The sequence below is a fragment of the Bacteroidota bacterium genome (assembly GCA_037133915.1).
Taxonomy (GTDB): Bacteria; Bacteroidota; Bacteroidia; order Bacteroidales; family CAIWKO01; genus JBAXND01.
Genome location: JBAXND010000030.1, coordinates 1 through 15,712 on the forward strand (window position 1 = coordinate 1; position 15,712 = coordinate 15,712).

General features: G+C 42.8%; 15 protein-coding genes and 2 rRNA genes. 12 read left to right on the top strand and 5 right to left on the bottom strand.

Annotated features, from left to right (window positions below; genetic code table 11):
• The 6 genes from WCM76_10770 to WCM76_10795 form a co-directional block, all read left to right on the top strand.
• Positions 1–264 (top strand): 23S ribosomal RNA (locus WCM76_10770); the annotation flags it as partial.
• A 75-nt stretch (positions 265–339) separates the two neighbouring features.
• Positions 340–451 (top strand): 5S ribosomal RNA (rrf, locus tag WCM76_10775).
• A gap of 176 nt (positions 452–627) precedes the next feature.
• Positions 628–1,857 carry a hypothetical protein gene (locus WCM76_10780; protein ID MEI6766117.1) on the top strand — a complete coding sequence of 410 codons (1,230 nt, stop codon included), beginning with the start codon at positions 628–630 and terminating at the stop codon, positions 1,855–1,857.
• A gap of 62 nt (positions 1,858–1,919) precedes the next feature.
• Positions 1,920–2,249, top strand: a complete 330-nt coding sequence (locus tag WCM76_10785) for a hypothetical protein (GenBank protein MEI6766118.1) — start codon at positions 1,920–1,922, stop codon at positions 2,247–2,249.
• Positions 2,249–2,371: a hypothetical protein gene (locus WCM76_10790; GenBank protein ID MEI6766119.1), complete on the top strand. Its 123-nt coding sequence runs from the start codon at positions 2,249–2,251 to the stop codon at positions 2,369–2,371. Before WCM76_10785 ends, WCM76_10790 begins: the two co-directional genes overlap by 1 nt.
• A gap of 12 nt (positions 2,372–2,383) precedes the next feature.
• The gene (locus WCM76_10795; GenBank protein ID MEI6766120.1) at positions 2,384–2,857 is read left to right on the top strand and encodes a DNA-deoxyinosine glycosylase; all 474 of its coding nucleotides are present in this window, start codon (positions 2,384–2,386) and stop codon (positions 2,855–2,857) included.
• 38 nt (positions 2,858–2,895) lie between these two features.
• On the opposite strand, the gene WCM76_10800 is transcribed toward WCM76_10795, so the two are convergent.
• Complete coding sequence (locus WCM76_10800; protein ID MEI6766121.1) at positions 2,896–4,221, bottom strand: NCS2 family permease; 1,326 nt, start codon at positions 4,219–4,221, stop codon at positions 2,896–2,898.
• A gap of 176 nt (positions 4,222–4,397) precedes the next feature.
• On the opposite strand from WCM76_10800, the gene WCM76_10805 reads away from it, so the two are divergent.
• The 5 genes from WCM76_10805 (at position 4,398) to WCM76_10825 (ending at position 8,099) form a co-directional block, all read left to right on the top strand.
• Positions 4,398–5,060, top strand: a complete 663-nt coding sequence (locus tag WCM76_10805; protein MEI6766122.1) for a carboxypeptidase-like regulatory domain-containing protein — start codon at positions 4,398–4,400, stop codon at positions 5,058–5,060.
• A 75-nt stretch (positions 5,061–5,135) separates the two neighbouring features.
• The gene (locus WCM76_10810; GenBank protein MEI6766123.1) at positions 5,136–5,933 is read left to right on the top strand and encodes a Rossmann-like and DUF2520 domain-containing protein; all 798 of its coding nucleotides are present in this window, start codon (positions 5,136–5,138) and stop codon (positions 5,931–5,933) included.
• Entirely contained in the window at positions 5,920–6,441 is a 522-nt protein-coding gene (locus tag WCM76_10815) for an HAD hydrolase family protein (GenBank protein MEI6766124.1), read from the top strand. Before WCM76_10810 ends, WCM76_10815 begins: the two co-directional genes overlap by 14 nt.
• Before the next feature lie 116 nt (positions 6,442–6,557).
• Positions 6,558–7,496, top strand: a complete 939-nt coding sequence (locus tag WCM76_10820; GenBank protein MEI6766125.1) for a geranylgeranylglycerol-phosphate geranylgeranyltransferase — start codon at positions 6,558–6,560, stop codon at positions 7,494–7,496.
• Positions 7,497–7,502: 6 nt separating this feature from the next.
• Complete coding sequence (locus WCM76_10825) at positions 7,503–8,099, top strand: Maf family nucleotide pyrophosphatase (protein ID MEI6766126.1); 597 nt, start codon at positions 7,503–7,505, stop codon at positions 8,097–8,099.
• Positions 8,100–8,105: 6 nt separating this feature from the next.
• Here the strand turns inward: WCM76_10825 and WCM76_10830 are convergent, their stop codons facing one another.
• From WCM76_10830 to WCM76_10845, 4 genes are all read right to left on the bottom strand, one after another.
• The gene (locus WCM76_10830) at positions 8,106–12,044 is read right to left on the bottom strand and encodes a gliding motility-associated C-terminal domain-containing protein (protein ID MEI6766127.1); all 3,939 of its coding nucleotides are present in this window, start codon (positions 12,042–12,044) and stop codon (positions 8,106–8,108) included.
• Between the two features lie 110 nt (positions 12,045–12,154).
• A complete protein-coding gene (locus tag WCM76_10835; protein ID MEI6766128.1) occupies positions 12,155–12,817 on the bottom strand; it encodes a DNA alkylation repair protein in 663 nt (220 codons plus the stop codon).
• Positions 12,818–12,861: 44 nt separating this feature from the next.
• Positions 12,862–13,854: a two-component regulator propeller domain-containing protein gene (locus WCM76_10840; protein MEI6766129.1), complete on the bottom strand. Its 993-nt coding sequence runs from the start codon at positions 13,852–13,854 to the stop codon at positions 12,862–12,864.
• Entirely contained in the window at positions 13,851–14,870 is a 1,020-nt protein-coding gene (locus tag WCM76_10845) for a hypothetical protein (GenBank protein ID MEI6766130.1), read from the bottom strand. Before WCM76_10845 ends, WCM76_10840 begins: the two co-directional genes overlap by 4 nt.
• Positions 14,871–14,985: 115 nt before the next feature.
• On the opposite strand from WCM76_10845, the gene WCM76_10850 reads away from it, so the two are divergent.
• Complete coding sequence (locus WCM76_10850) at positions 14,986–15,708, top strand: porin family protein (GenBank protein ID MEI6766131.1); 723 nt, start codon at positions 14,986–14,988, stop codon at positions 15,706–15,708.
• Positions 15,709–15,712 lie beyond the last annotated feature (4 nt).

Sequence of the window (15,712 nt, forward strand, 5' to 3'; positions counted from 1 at the left end):
GGGCGTTGGAAGTTTGAGAGCACCTGACTCTAGTACGAGAGGACCGAGTCGGACATGCCTCTAGTGTACCTGTTGTGACGCCAGTTGCACCGCAGGGTAGCTACGCATGGATGAGATAAGCGCTGAAAGCATCTAAGTGCGAAACTCAGCTCAAGATGAGACTTCCTTTAAGGGCCGTTAGAGATTATGACGTTGATAGGCCGTAGGTGTAAAGACAGTAATGTCAAAGCCGAGCGGTACTAATTGCCCGTAAGCTTTCTGTATATTAAGTTTCTTTGCCGTTTGAACTATTGTATTTTCTTTCTTTTATATGTCATTTCTATAAGGTATTTAAGACTTTATGGTGACTTTAGCGGTGGTGTTCACCTCTTCCCTTTCCGAACAGAGTAGTTAAGCCCACCAGCGCAGATGGTACTATGTTAAATCATGGGAGAGTATGTCGTCGCCAAATTTTTCTTCAAGCCCCGCAGTCCGCGGGGCTTTTTTTTTGCCCCTGCGTTTTATTTCCCTGCATTTTCTTCCCTCATCACCCTCCGATTTTAATATCATTGTTACAACATTTCCATTTTTATTACGTTTGTTGTTCGTCATATACGCTTATTTTATATTTTTATAAAAAATTCAGATATGAAACGATTTCTACTTTCCGCTATTGCTTCATTTATTCTTATTGCTCCGGCCGTTAATTCAATCCACGCTCAAAATGCCGATACACTGAAACGTACCGTCGGGTTTTTCTTTTCCCCGGCCGCTACCGGCGTTCATGACCTCCGTGAATATCCTGCCCTGAATGCTAAAATGGATTTCGGTCTCACGGGCGGTTTTCGTACTACCTATAGTATTGGGCACGGTTTTTTTCTTGAAGGTGGTTTTACTCTTTCGAGCTGTGAGTGGAAGTATAAAGAGCCTAATTATTATTGGCTGTATGATTATTATGGCGGTTATACCTACATGGCTCCCCAAAGAGATGTTACCGAAAAATTCATCAGCATCTCTACACCATTTCTTGCCGGGTACCGCACAACAAAAGGAGCCGTCAGGTTCGTTGGTCAGCTTGGATTTTCTTTTAACCTGCAACTACTAAGTATAAAAAAGTATGAAGACGATGGCAACCTTGGATATTACGCCGAAGGCAACCATGTAGACATAGCGTTCAGACCAAATCTGGGGGTAATGGCCCGTGCCGGCATCAGCCTTCCGTTTGCCAAAGGACGCTGCAGCATAGATTTGTTACCTACTGCACGTTATTCAACCATTACCTTTCACAGCGGAAAAATGGATATGCTGCAAACCGTCACCTCCGATTTCAGACCTTGGTCACTAGGCCTTGATGTTGGCTTTTCTCTAAAAATTAATGATAAGAAAAAAGTGACCTATGAACATCAGGATTATGGTCAATCTTATACGTTTGCCCCGGGAGGCGATTCAACTGTAAAAGAGAAACCCAGATCAGATTATTTCCGCAATTTCGTTTATATTGAGATGGCGGGTAATGGCGGCATTTATTCCACCAACTATGAACGCACCGTTTATCATGGCCGGAAAATAGGTTTAAATGCTCGTGCCGGTTTTGGTATTCTGCCCGAGCATTATGCTTTTCCCATAGGCGTTAATTTAACCATTGGCGATACGCCCCGAAAATTTGAAATCGGACTGGGTACTACCTTCGAGAACTTTACACAGAACGGAAAATTCGGAGAGTCGGGCGATTTTAATATGAACGTAGTCCCAAGCATGGGCATCCGTATTGAGTCGCAACACCATTTCTTCTTCAGGGCATCGGTGATGGCTCATTATATTATGACCTCAAGTGAACTCTGGCCCGGGATTGGTTTTGCTTTCGGAGGTGCGTTCTAAGTTTTGCAGATATGAAGTTAACAGAAGATCCTTCAGAGATTTTTTCCCGAATAAGGGAATTAATGAAAAAATATGCTCCTCCTTTTAACATAAGGATGAATACCAGCCGGAGTTTTGACCTCTGGATTGAAAAAGAGATTGAAGTTGCAGGAAAAATAAGACCCGAATTTTATTTTGGCGGTGTGGTTATACATGCAGGACACGTTGGCTTTTACCTGATGTCTATTTATATTGAACCGGCCGAAAAAGAAAAAATACCACAGGAACTTCTTAAAATGCTGTCGGGCAAATCATGTTTCAGGATTAAAAAACTGGATACGCATTTAGAAGTTCAGATAGAAACAGCGCTCAGTGCTGCTTATAATTTTTACAAAAGAAATAACTGGTGCTGATGCCCGGACAATATAGTTCCATAATTGAGTCGCCTGTAGGCAGGCTTCAGGTAATCGCAGATAAAGAAAATATTCTGGAGGTTAGATTCGAAGAGTCTATTCTTACCGAAATCATCCACTGATTGCATTTTAGAATGATTCGCTCCTTTAATCCAATTGTAAATAAAAATTCCCGAGTGCTTATTCTCGGAACTATGCCGGGCAAGGAATCGCTGCGTGCCGGAGAATATTATGCCCATCCACGAAATGCATTCTGGCAAATCATGTTTGACCTGGCTGGTGAAAATTTTTCGGACAGCTATGTTAGCAGGAAAAGATTGTTGTTGAATAATAATATTGCGTTGTGGGATGTGCTGGAATCGTGCGAACGTGCCAGCAGCCTCGATAGCGACATCCGTGATGAAGTACCGAATGATATCAGTTCATTGCTTAATAAACATCCTCTTATCCGGACAATCTTCTTTAACGGACAGCATGCTTCAAAACTCTTTAAGAAATATAATCCGGAAATTGTCCTTGCACAATACACCCTGCCATCTACAAGCCCTGCTCATGCAGTGCCTCTTTCGCGCAAAGCAGAACAGTGGAGGATTATTTCTGGAGTTTGAAGTGCCTGAAGTTGAAATTTTCAAATCCCCAACCCCCATTATCCTACAACCAGGAGCAGAATAGATAAAATATCAATAATGATCAGCGTGAGCGATATCTCTTTAAACTTTCCGCATACTACTTTCAAAATGGTCCAGCTCAGGAATCCCCAGATAATGCCCTGTGTGATGGAATAACTCAAAGGAATCAATATCATTGCCAGAAAACACGGGATGGCATCGTCGTATTTTTTCCAGTTGATGTTCAGCACAGGCTTCATCATAAAAACGCCGACAAGCACAAGTACCGGCGCCGTAGCAATCGACGGAATCATTGACAGCAGCGGTGAAAAGAACATAAATGGAATGAACAGCAGTCCGGCTACGACCGCCGTAAGCCCGGTACGACCTCCTGCCAGCACACCTGAAGCCGACTCAATATAAGCAGTTCCGGATGTTGTGCCCAGTATTCCGGATAAGCCCGTTGCAACCGAATCAACAACCAGGGATTGTTTGATGTTGCGGGGTTCACCGTTTTTGTCAACAATCTCGGCCGCTTCGGCAACACCCACGAAAGTCGAAAGGCTGTCGAACATATCGGTAAACAATACCGCGAAAATGACAGGCCAGACGGCAAGTTTTAAAGAATTTACAAAGTCAAGTTTGAATAACAGACTGAAATCGGGTGCAGCGAAAAATCCTTTCCATGTAACAAGTGTTGCAATGCCATGATTGGCGGCTGATACATTGCCCCAGAGCCGCCCTATGGGAATGCTTAATACGGTCGTAATAATGATTCCGAGTATGAGTGCGCCCTTCACTTTTTTTACCGAAAGAATGGCTGTTATAATAAGACCGGCAAGAAATGTGATGATACCTGCATTCATGCTGCTGATTCCAATAATCGGAGGCTTATTGATAATAAAGCCCGCGTTTGTAAATCCTATAAATGCAATGAAAATCCCGATACCACATGCTACGGCATAACGCAGCTGTTTTGGGATGGCTTTTACAATGAGTGTCCGGATGTTGAATATAGAAAGTATGAAGAACAACACGCCCGCCCAAAAAAGTGCACCCAGCGCAACTTCAACCTTTACACCCATTCCCAGTACCACAGCATACGTAAAGAAGGCATTCAGACCCATGCCGGGAGCTACCAATATTGGGTTGTTTGCATAAAGTCCCATCATGATTGTGCAGAACGCGCTTAATATAACGGTTGCCGTAAGCACTGCAGGAAAAGGCATTCCCGTGGCACTCACTATTGCCGGATTGACAACAATAATATACATGGCCGCCACAAAGGTGGTAATGCCTGCCAGCAGTTCGGTGCGGATGCTTGTATTGTTTTGTTTGAGTTTAAAGAATTGTGCGATTCCCATTACTTTCATGATTTAATATGTGTAAAGCTATTTTGTAAACCTTCAATGCGAATAATTTTATGAAACAAACTGCGTTTCTCTATTAATTGGTTCATGATAAGAGGCAGGACAAAAATATTAATATTATCAAAAAGACGTTTTTTTTTGTAGTTTTATACTGAAATAATTGCTGCATAATGAAGATATTGAAGGACAGCCTGCTATTATTATTACTGATTTCGGCTATAGTGCTGTATTCTTGTAAGAAGAAAGCAAACGAACTGGTGGTGCGCGGTAAAATTTTTGATCCGAACACGAATGCATATGTTGAAGGGGCAAAAGTAAAATTGCTGGCAAGCAAGGTCGAATCGGGTATTTATAATTCAAACTATACTGAAGTGTCGTCCGTGCTGACGGATTCCGATGGCAATTTTTCTTTTGATTTTACGGAGGCGAAAGTTGCCGGATATCGTATTACTGTGACTAAAGACAGATATTTTGGATATAGTGAGGACATTAATTCAGATCAGATAGTTTCAGGGACAGCTTTTTCTCCAACGTATTCTATTTATCCGGAGGGTTATGTGAAGCTTGAAATCGAGAATTTTGTTTCATATGACAGCCTCGATAATGTCACATATTCATTTACAAGCGGATATACCGAATGTGACGGATGCTGCGACAATACGCTGTTTCATGGTGCAGGTGCTGCCTTTCACGATACCCTGATTTGTTTGACACGGGGCAATCAGAATGTAAGTGTTGCGTGGAATGTTACCAAACATAATATTACGACACTTCACAGCGACACATTTTACTGCAATGCCTTTGATACTGTTTACTACAAAATAAATTATTAGAACCGCCCCCGATTTTGTGAATGTGTAAAATGTCCTACCTTTGCTTACCGCTATAAGGAAAGAAGAAATCTGGAAATGAATATACCGGAAATAAAAACAGTCACTGTAATTGGTGCAGGGAATGTGGCAACGCACCTTGCAAAGGCTTTGCTGGGCTCCGGAAAAGTAATCAACTGCGTTTACAGCCGTACTCAGGATTCTGCGGTGTATCTTGCTTCACGGGTATCTGCGAAAGCAATTACACAATTATCTCAATTGCCTGCAGATTCCGACCTGTATATCATTGCTCTGCCTGATGCTGTTGTTCCGTCAGTAATCAGCAGTATTCACCTTGACGGAAATCTGATTGTTCACACTTCAGGAACATTGGCAGCTGATATTCTGGCGAATGTTTCCGAAAATTACGGTGTCTTTTATCCGTTTCAAACCTTTTCAATCGGTCGTGCGCTTGATTTCAGACATGTGCCGGTTTGCATTGAGTCACCGAAGAAAGAAAATGAAGTCCGCTTAACCGAACTCGCACAAGAGATTACTTCTTCGGTCAGCCTTGTTACTTCTGAGAAGCGTGCGTTATTGCATGTTGCGGGCGTATTCGCGTGTAATTTTACCAATCTGAATTATGTGATTGCCGAAGAAATACTTCGTGAAAATAACATTTCGTTCGACCTCATCAAACCACTTATTCGCGAAACAGCATCAAAGGTAATGGGGATAAGCCCACTGAAAGTTCAGACAGGACCGGCAGTGCGTGAAGACAGAGCCATCATGGATAAGCATGTTGAATTGCTTGCTTCAAAACCTGAATATGCATCACTGTATAACACACTCAGCAAATTGATTATTAAAAAAAAGAATGATAATGGGCAATTATAAAGAGCGTTTAAAAAATATAACCACATTTATACTCGATTACGATGGTGTGCTGAGTGATGGGAATATACTGGTGCTTGAATCGGGCGAACAGGTTCGTACAGGATGGGTGAAAGACGGATATGCACTGCACCACGCCCTGAAAAGAGGCTACCGGGTTGCCATTATTTCCGGCGGAACATCGCCTGCCATTGCAAAAAGATGCCAATCGATTGGGATTACCGATATTTTTACCGGAGTGACAAATAAAATTCTGGTGTTTGATGAATACCTGAAACGTGAGAAAATCACTGCGGATGAAGTGTTGTATATTGGCGATGATATCCCTGATTATAAAGTAATGCAGCAGGTGGGCGTGGCGGTTTGTCCGGCTGATGCCGCTGAGGAAATAAAAAGTATTGCAACCTATATTTCCGCATTTGGCGGCGGTTTTGGTTGTGTCCGCGATGTTGTGGAGCAAGTACTCAAAGTGCGCAACGACTGGATGACCGATGATGCTTTTGACTGGTAGAGAACAATAATAATTAATAATGCTGATTCATACCATCCTTGTTACTTCATAGACTTTATGACTTTAAACTTCCGATTTATTGTACTAACTACTAACGACTAAATACTAAATACTAATTGAATTCATATCTTAAAATAGTCCGTCCGCTGAACCTGCTCATTATTGCAGTAAGTATGTTTATGGTTCGGCATTATTTAATCGCGCCCTTCCTGAAAGCGGCACACAGCCCTTTGCAAATGGGTAATATCGCTTTTATACTGCTTGTAATTTCAATCGTATTATTGGCTGCGGGAGGTTATATTATAAATGATTATTACGATGCGGAAATTGACAAAATAAACCGACCCGATGATGTGATTGTTGGGCGCAGTATTCCGATGCGTACTGCCTCTAATATGCATCTTGCACTGAGTGCCGTGGCTGTGCTTATAGGCTTTTATTGCGGATGGAGCGTTGGCTCTTTCAAACTTGGCTTTGTTCAGTTTATTATTGCAATGGTTCTTTATTATTACGCATTAAAATACAAGCGAATGCTGATAACCGGTAATCTGGTTGTTGCTCTGATTACGTCTTCCGCAATTGTGTTAGTTTGGCTGTTCGAGTTTTTTGCTATCAAGAATAATGGAATTGTGTTTGGAAACATGATAGGGAATTTTGGAAATATCAACATCTTTGTTTTTGGGATGACGCTTTTTGCTTTTCTTATATGTTTTATCAGAGAAGTGGTAAAAGATATGGAAGATATTGCGGGTGATGAGGCATGTGGATGCCACAGCATTCCTGTTGTGTACGGAATCTCTAAGTCGAAAAAAATACTAGTGGTGATGGTTGGGGTGCTGATGTTGTTTACTGTATTTGTGCAGGTCCTTTTATTTCGCTGGCACTATAATATTGCTTCATCTTATTTTTTTCTGATACACGCGCTGAATATTTACCTCCTTCTTAAACTGCGAAATGCACAATCTCAAACCGATTTCCACTTTATGAGTACGGTAATGAAGATTATTATGTTGGCCGGCTTACTCTCGATGCAAATGCTTTATATAAACTTTTAACCGCGCATGCTACAGGAAAAACTCAGAGATTATCGTATTATTCTTGCATCACAATCGCCCCGAAGGCAAATGCTGCTCGCCGGTCTTGATTTAAAATTTGAAATTATTCCCCGTGAAGTTGAAGAGGTATTTCCGGCCGAATTAAAGCGCGAAGAAATTGTGCTTCATTTGTGCCGGCTCAAAGCCGATGCTTTTCACGAATCGGAAATGGATGATAAAACGCTTATTCTAACGGCTGATACCATTGTGTGGCTCAATGATCATGTGCTGGGCAAGCCGTCGTCGCGCGAAGACGCCATTGATATGCTAAAGCAGATATCGGGCAACAAGCACATTGTATATACCGGTGTTTGTATTAAAACAAAGCACAAAAGTGCCGTGTTTTTTGCACAGTCGGAGGTTACATTCCGTGAGTTGAATGAAAAAGAAATTACATGGTATGTCGATAATTATTCGCCCATGGATAAGGCTGGCGCGTATGGCATTCAGGAATGGATTGGTTACGTCGGCATTCAGCGCATTGAGGGCAGTTATTACAACGTTATGGGTCTGCCTACACAAAAATTATACGTGGAGTTGACGAAGTTTCTGGAGGAAAAATAGTCCAAATCACTTTATCAGCGTAATATTCCCCTTTTTGATGAACTTCTCTTTGTTGTGGCAGGTGGCGTCGAGGTAATAAACAAAAACGCCCGGATCGCAGGCAATGCCTTTGTAAGTACCGTCCCAGCCGACATCCTGTTTTGTGGTCTCAAAAACTTTTTCGCCCCAGCGGTCGTAAATGGTGAAGAACATTGATTTCAGCATACGTGAGCGCACATAAACCCGGTCATTCTGGTTATCGCCGTTTGGCGTGAAAGCATTGGGAACGTAGATATACGGCTCTTCGCACATTACGTCAAGCACAATAATCCGCAGTGTGTCGAGGTACACGCAGCCGTTTCCGTCGGCAATTTCTAAATAATAAGTTGTAGTGGTTACCGGGCTTGCCACAGGGTTGGGCGACGACGGATTGTCAAGACTTGCTCCGGGAGTCCAGGTGTAGTGAGTTCCGGCAATATCGGTAGCATGCAGGCCGGTACTTTCACCTTCGTAAATAGTATCTTGGTCAGAATAAACCGAAACGTTTGTGAATACGGAATTGATATTGATGATTGCGGTATCATGTGCAACGCACATTCTGGAATCATTCACCGTTACGATGTAAGTACCCGCACAAAGGTTATTCGCAGGATTCGAGATTTGCCCGTTGCTCCAGGCGTAGGTGTAGGGCGATGTTCCACCGCTCATGTTCACGGTGATACTTCCATTACACACTTCGCTGCATGGAATATCCTGAGGAATTAATATTCCGGTAAGTATTGGCGGGTCTATGAGTGTAACTGAAACTACCGAAATACAATTATTGTAATCGGTAATGGTTACAGTATACGTACCGCCGGCGACATTAAAAATTGTGTCGGTGAGTTGCCCGGTGTTCCAATGATAGGTGTAGGGACCGGTACCCGAACTGACTACCACCGATGCAATACCGTTGCTGTCGCCATGGCACAGCGGATCCTGTGTAAAACCACTTCCGGCAACCACCTGAAAACCTACAGTGACGCTGTCAATAGCAGTACACCATGCATTGCTTACCTGAATATAAAATGTTGTGGGTGTGGTAATATTTACCATAGCCGTGCTGTCACCCGGACCGGAATTCAGCCAATCGGAAAATTGTGGATTTGACGACCAGTGGAAGGTTGATGCGCCATCACCGGAATTGGCAATGAGCAGCATCGGACCGTCGCAGGTGGTGGTGTCGTTGCCCGCATAAGCATCAAGATCAAAGACTGTGAGCCGCTGCTTAAGTGTATCAGTACAAATACCATTAGATAAAAGAAGTGTGTAAACGGTCGTTTGAACGGGATAGGCAAAAGGATTGGAAACATTCGCATCACTAAGGTTTCCGGATGGAATCCATGTGTAGGTTACAGTAGGGTCGGGTATGGGTAACAGTCCGATCTGAATGTAATCGCCCTTGCAAATATTTATTGTTGGCAGCGTATCGCTTGAGTTGGAAATCACTACAACCTGTTTTGTGATGGTGTCGGAGAAGTTGCAGGTGCCGGTATCGGAAACGGCCAGCGTGACAAGATATACACCCGCGCCCGGATACAGATGATTGGGCTCAAATTGTGTTGAAGTGGTACCGTCGCCAAAATCCCACCAACACGTATATCCCGCGCCTCCCGAGTGCGATGTATTGTCGAAAGCCACGGATGACGGCAGGCACACAACAGGTGGTATATTAAAATTTGCGACAATGACCGGCAGCATGAAATCAAATTTTATTACACCGTTGTTGCAGTTGAAGCTGTTATTGGTATTGCTTACAGCACCGGGTGTTGTGGGAAAGTCATCAATACCGCCGCATCCGGCACATACACTCTGATATATTTTCCCGTTACGGTCAAAACGGCTGGTGCCGCCATCCACATGCTCATGACTGGTACCGCCGAAAAATGAAGCGTAAGTGAGTGCGGAGGCATCATCGTTGATTACCATAAAATAGTAATCATTGTTGTCTGTAGTTGACTGAAAAGCGTTCCATGTTACCGGAAGCCCTGAAGTGCCGCCAAATCCGTTAATGGAGCCACCCCATCCCGAAAGGTATATTTTATCGCAGAGGTCAACCAGGAATGCTGTGGGTGAAATGTCGGGTCCGCCGTTTCCCGTTCCAAATGCAGTTGACCACACAAGAGTGTCTAATGTGGGATTTATTTTGCTGATGAACTGTCCGCCGTTCGGAACAAAATAAGCTGCATTAAAAATCATTGTATTGCCTGTAGCTGCCGTCTGACCTAGCACATATACATTGTCTTCCTTATCGGTTTCAACAAAATAGGTCTGGTCATAAGCATTAGAGCCGTAATACGTTCCTTGCATAAGCAGATTGCCGTTCTTGCTGATGTGTACGATATAGCCGTCGCATATACCTCCAATAAAGCCTGTATCAAGGACTCCCGGCGTTGTGGGGAAATCCGCAGAAGTGGTTCCTCCTGCAACATAAATATCCTGATTCCTATCGACAACAATGCTGTAAGCCGCGTCATTTCCCGTGCCACCCAAGTACGAGCACCAGATAAGGTTCGAAAGCGTGTTATCCATTTTTATAATACAACCATCCTGCATACCGCCGCCGAATGTCGGTTGAAATACTGTTGCCGCCGTTGGTAAATTGGGTGAGTTGCTCGTGCTGACCACGTAAATATTGTTGTTGTCGTCAATCATAATTTCACCTCGCACATCATCAGCGTAATTGTGTTTAAGTGGCGCTTGTGTGTTGAGTCCGTCGTTGCCGCTTCCGCCAAAATAGGTCGATGCCATCAGGGTAGTGCCGTCGTTGCTGAGTTTTGAAATAACAATATCCGAGCCGGTGTAATGCAATACATAGGTGAGCGTGTAAGCCTGCCCACCGTTAAATGATGTGTCGAAAGCGTTTGATGTCACCGGATAATCGGGCGAGGACGTTGTCCCTAAAATAAATAGGTCGTCGTTACCGTCAACAATCAGGCTTGCGGGAACGTCGGCACCGTTGCCGCCAATATACGTTGAGAAAATCATGAAATGACCCGTAGTATCGTATTTTGAGATGACTATATCACATGAGCCACCGGCATAGGTCGTTTGAAATGCGCCCGTTGTAACGGGATATCCAACTGCAAAAATATTGCCGCCGGCATACAGAAAGCCGTCGCTGTCGTAGGTAGCGGTATATCCCCAGTTATCGGCCGTAGAGCCCGAATAAGAAGAAAATATTAATATCGGGTCAATTACCAGAGGCAGCGATTTGTCATATCCTTCAGGTAAGGCAAAACTTAGACGGTTTTTATTCAGATTGAACTTACAATTTATTTGAACTTCCTTACCGTCGATTAACTGATATGCGTAAGGTTTAAGCTCAATAATTTTATTTACGGAAGTTCGGATAACGAGATTGCCGTCGGTTATTGCAAGTCCGTCAGTGCCGTCGTATTCAAGCTGAATGTTATTCACAGATGCGCCCGGGCTGACGTGGAATTCATATTTCAGAAATGAACTTTTTTCGCCCACTTCCATATCAATGCCATTAAAAAGATTGTAATAGGTTACATCCTCGAATTTGGGAACCCGAGATGCCCATTGATTTTTATTGTTTCCAATAAAATAGTTATTGTAATCAGGGAAGTTGTGTTGCCCTACAACTCTGACATTCGGATTGCTTTTTACAAATTTTACCTTGTATGCGTGAGCATTAATTGTCGTTGTCGGAATGGGAATATTGCTTTTTTCGTCGGGGCTTAGGTATTTGTAATGCGTAATTTTTTTAATGGCGTCTACATCTTCGAGCACAAACGTCATGCAGCTTTTTTCAAGAAAGAGCGCGCCTTTATCAATGTCAGTACGGAATAATATATTTTCTGACCACTGTCCTTTGTTGAGCACAAAGCATGGATTACCTGAATGCACGGTGTCGCGCCCCGAAGCAATACAATTCAGGCTTATTATCATTGTAAAAAACACAAAAACAATGATTCGGACTTGCTGTAAAATGACTGATCGTGTAAATGTTTGCTGATTGGAAAGCATGAACTTTTTTCTTATTTACAAAGATAAGGATTCTAAGAGGCAGTTCAAAATTTCTTTGCCTCCAGCTCCTTTATGGCGTCTTTGGCTATCCAAATTGCAGTTTTGTTGCCTGTGTCAATAAGTTGATGGCTTATTTCAATTGCCTTTGCACAAAGGGCAGAATTTCGTTTTCCTATTTGACGAAGCGCCCAGTTCACGGCTTTTTTCACCATTTTGCGATCATCGCCTGATTGTTCAATAATGCAGTCGAAAAACGGAGTATAATATTTATCCGGACGGTTTTTACTGCCGGAAGCCAGACTCGCCATCAATGCAAAGCCTGCTCTTTTAACAAATTCTTCGTCGCGCCGGCTCAACTCAATGGCTTTTTCTGCCGCGAATGGTAAATAGCGGAACAAATTCATACAGCACTGGTCGCAAAGGTCCCAGCTATTAAAATCGGCCACCCATTTTTCAACCTGAACATCCGTTACAAGCATGGGGTCATCAATCATACCGGCAAGAACACGGGCTTCATGAAAACCGCTTGCCCACAATTCAAGCGCTAGAGCATGTTTCTTTTTATATTCTTTTGCTATAACCCGAAGCAAGGGTATTTTTACTCCGAATGCGCTTTGAACGTTGATACCGTAATGTGCCATACCAAGGCGGTTTTCTACACTGCCATGGTCTTTTAAGTACTTTATTATGTTTTCAATGTCACTCATGATAATATATTGGTTACCTGAAGGATTAAATGCTTTCAGATTTATTATTTTTTATTGAACATCATCAAACCATCTTGTGTTGCCGCCCAATGCCGGTTGCTGTGGTCTGTTATAACTTTATTCACGAAAAAGCTTGGGTTGCATGAATTCATGGGTGTAAATGATTTCCATGAAGTGCCGTCAAAAAGCACCAGTCCGTTGTTTGTTGCTATCCACAGCAAACCGTCGTTATCCACATGAATTTTATAATCGCAGTATTTGGGAATGCCTGAATTGTCAGGGGTGTAGATAGTCCAGACATCACCCTGCACACTGATAAGTCCGCCCCAGTAGTCAACCCAGAGAATTCCGGTGCGTTCATCGGTAAAAACATGATTTACCTGATTATTCGGAAGTCTGGAATTGGAGGTATTATAAACTTTCCAGTTTTTTCCGTCATAAGAAGCAAAACCGCAGGAACTGGCTATCCACTTGGTCCCGGAAGCATCAACCGCCACCCAATAAACTACATCGTCGGTAATCCCGATTTGTTTTTTATTAAACACAGTCCAGTCGGTTCCATTGAATGAAACAAGACCTTTGTCGGTTGAAAACCAGATGATTTCTTTTCCTCCGGCAGCAGGCTTTTCAATAGCAATACTTGTTATGTGAGGGTCGGGCAGTGGCGCGTTTGTCAGATTATAATTGAGCCAGTTGTGCCCATCGTAGAAATAAATTCCCGAATAGCGGGTTCCAAGCCACATATTGTTTTCCGAATCAAATGCAATGGCGGTTATAAATTTGTCATACATTCCGGAATTTGTAGAATCGTAACTTGTGAATTTCTGTCCGTCGAAGCTCACGAGCTTCCCTCCGTAAAAGCAGTCGCCTGTAGCAAACCACAATTTGTTTGTTGCATCAACGGCAATGGTTTTTATTAGATTATCTGGAATATCGGTTGATGCAGAGTCATAAACTGTGCATCCTATTTGCTGCGCCTGCACCATCCCCCAAAATGCGATAAATATCCCGCAGAGTATGCTTTTCCGTAATATCATGTTTTTTTAGGTTTGTATTTTGAAAGCTGCAGTATTTTCTTTGAATCAGGTTCAAGAAGCATGTTTTTTATGCTGACATCGCGGTTCTCGTTCATGTACGCACGAACAATCTGCCAGCCAATCCACATTCCGGGCCGTGGTGCCGATTCTTTACCAAAGCCACTCGTAAAAGGCCCGTCCATCATCAGTTTCATGTTTTCCTGTCCGTCTTGCGAATACAGCATCTTTTTATCAATAAAAAATGCCCAGATTCTGGATTCGTTGTCGGTACACCATTTAAGCTGATGTGTTAAGTATTTTATTTTTACAGAATCGGCGAGTTGAGGAAGGGTGGCATCAATGAAATATAAAATCTTACCGGCTTTTACCATATGGTCCAGCAGCGTGGCATCATGCGGATTTGTATAAACATAATAGGATGCAATCTGCTCCATACAATCGCGGGCGATGTATGATTTTTCCATATAAACCCTTTTGAATAAGGGCAATCCGCACGATTGGTAAAATCCATAATCTTTGCCGAGGTACATATCCAGTGCAATGATGAGTGCGGAATCGGCATATTTTACGGGTAGTTCAAAATCCATCCCCGATACGTATGTGTATACTTTGGGTACTTTTTTCCCCGGGAAATAAAATTTGAAATACTTCAATGCTTGTGTTAACTGCGCTTCCAGATCCTTTAAATCAGGAAATTTTTTAACGACTTCTTCATAGTTATTTCTGATGTACCTGTCGTTTATATATGCCCGCAGCTGCTTGATGTTACTGCTGTCGTTGAGGTCTCCGTCGAGAAAAATTCGGTATTCGGGCTGCAGCGCCTTCAATTGTGCGGCAAGCTGGCCGTTCGGAATGTTGAAAAGCGCTTTTTCATACCGCTTAATTTTTACGGTCATGGTGTCTTTAGCGACCGCTTTATCGGGCACATTCAGATCACGCTCATGGTTGCAGGTGCACGATGCGAGTAATATACTGCAGGTCACCGTAAATAGTAAAATGATTCTCTTTGACTTCATATCTCCTTTTCTGTAGTTTACAAATTTAAGGATTAACTCAAAAATAATCCATTTAATAATCTTAATTTTATACCCTGACTAATTTCAAGAATTGTTCGTACTAAATATTTTATTTATGAAAAGGATATTCTGTGTGGTTGTATGTTCGCTCATGGCGTTTTCTGCAACAATTACATTTGCGCAAACTGCTCGTAAATTTCATTTCGGACTTCATGCTTCACCTAACCTTAGCTGGCTAAAGCCTGATGTTCAGCAACCCAAATACAGCTCCGACGGGACTATTATAGGTATGAGCTATGGCGCTGCATTTGAAAATTTCTTTTCTCCAAATCTCGGAATCGGTACCGGAGTGAATGTAATGTCAACCGGCGGGAAGCTTTCTTTTACGGATGCAATCAACATTAACGTCAACAATGTGATTACCTCGGATACCGGCATTATGACACGCAAATACAAACTTCAGTATGTAGAAGTGCCGCTGTTCCTGATAGGCAGTACGGGCGAAGTACTTGGCAATTTTTCTTTTTACGGAAAATTCGGACTGAGCTCTGCTTTCAGAATCAAAGCAAAAGCCGACGATGAATATACACCCTCTACCGGAAGCGTAATCACAGCCAAATCGGTGAATATTGATAAAGAGGTGAGCTTTTTCCGCGAAGCTATGATTATTGGACTTGGCTGCGCGTATAAATTCGGACAGGTTGCTGCGCTCTATGCAGGTGTTACATACAACAACGGGTTTACAGATGTGCTTAAAGGCGCAAATAACGCTTATCCCACTGTGAAAGAAAAAGCGAGGTCTAACTTTGTTGAGCTGAACATTGGCGTGATGTTTTAATATT

Bases quoted from the DNA above. Each gene is read 5' to 3' on its own strand.
- WCM76_10780 (MEI6766117.1), top strand. From the start codon at position 628: ATGAAACGATTTCTACTTTCCGCTATTGCTTCATTTATTCTTATTGCT.
- WCM76_10785 (MEI6766118.1), top strand. From the start codon at position 1,920: ATGAAAAAATATGCTCCTCCTTTTAACATAAGGATGAATACCAGCCGG.
- WCM76_10790 (MEI6766119.1), top strand. From the start codon at position 2,249: ATGCCCGGACAATATAGTTCCATAATTGAGTCGCCTGTAGGCAGGCTT.
- WCM76_10795 (MEI6766120.1), top strand. From the start codon at position 2,384: ATGATTCGCTCCTTTAATCCAATTGTAAATAAAAATTCCCGAGTGCTT.
- WCM76_10800 (MEI6766121.1), bottom strand. From the start codon at position 4,221: ATGGGAATCGCACAATTCTTTAAACTCAAACAAAACAATACAAGCATC.
- WCM76_10805 (MEI6766122.1), top strand. From the start codon at position 4,398: ATGAAGATATTGAAGGACAGCCTGCTATTATTATTACTGATTTCGGCT.
- WCM76_10810 (MEI6766123.1), top strand. From the start codon at position 5,136: ATGAATATACCGGAAATAAAAACAGTCACTGTAATTGGTGCAGGGAAT.
- WCM76_10815 (MEI6766124.1), top strand. From the start codon at position 5,920: ATGGGCAATTATAAAGAGCGTTTAAAAAATATAACCACATTTATACTC.
- WCM76_10825 (MEI6766126.1), top strand. From the start codon at position 7,503: ATGCTACAGGAAAAACTCAGAGATTATCGTATTATTCTTGCATCACAA.
- WCM76_10835 (MEI6766128.1), bottom strand. From the start codon at position 12,817: ATGAGTGACATTGAAAACATAATAAAGTACTTAAAAGACCATGGCAGT.
- WCM76_10840 (MEI6766129.1), bottom strand. From the start codon at position 13,854: ATGATATTACGGAAAAGCATACTCTGCGGGATATTTATCGCATTTTGG.
- WCM76_10845 (MEI6766130.1), bottom strand. From the start codon at position 14,870: ATGAAGTCAAAGAGAATCATTTTACTATTTACGGTGACCTGCAGTATA.
- WCM76_10850 (MEI6766131.1), top strand. From the start codon at position 14,986: ATGAAAAGGATATTCTGTGTGGTTGTATGTTCGCTCATGGCGTTTTCT.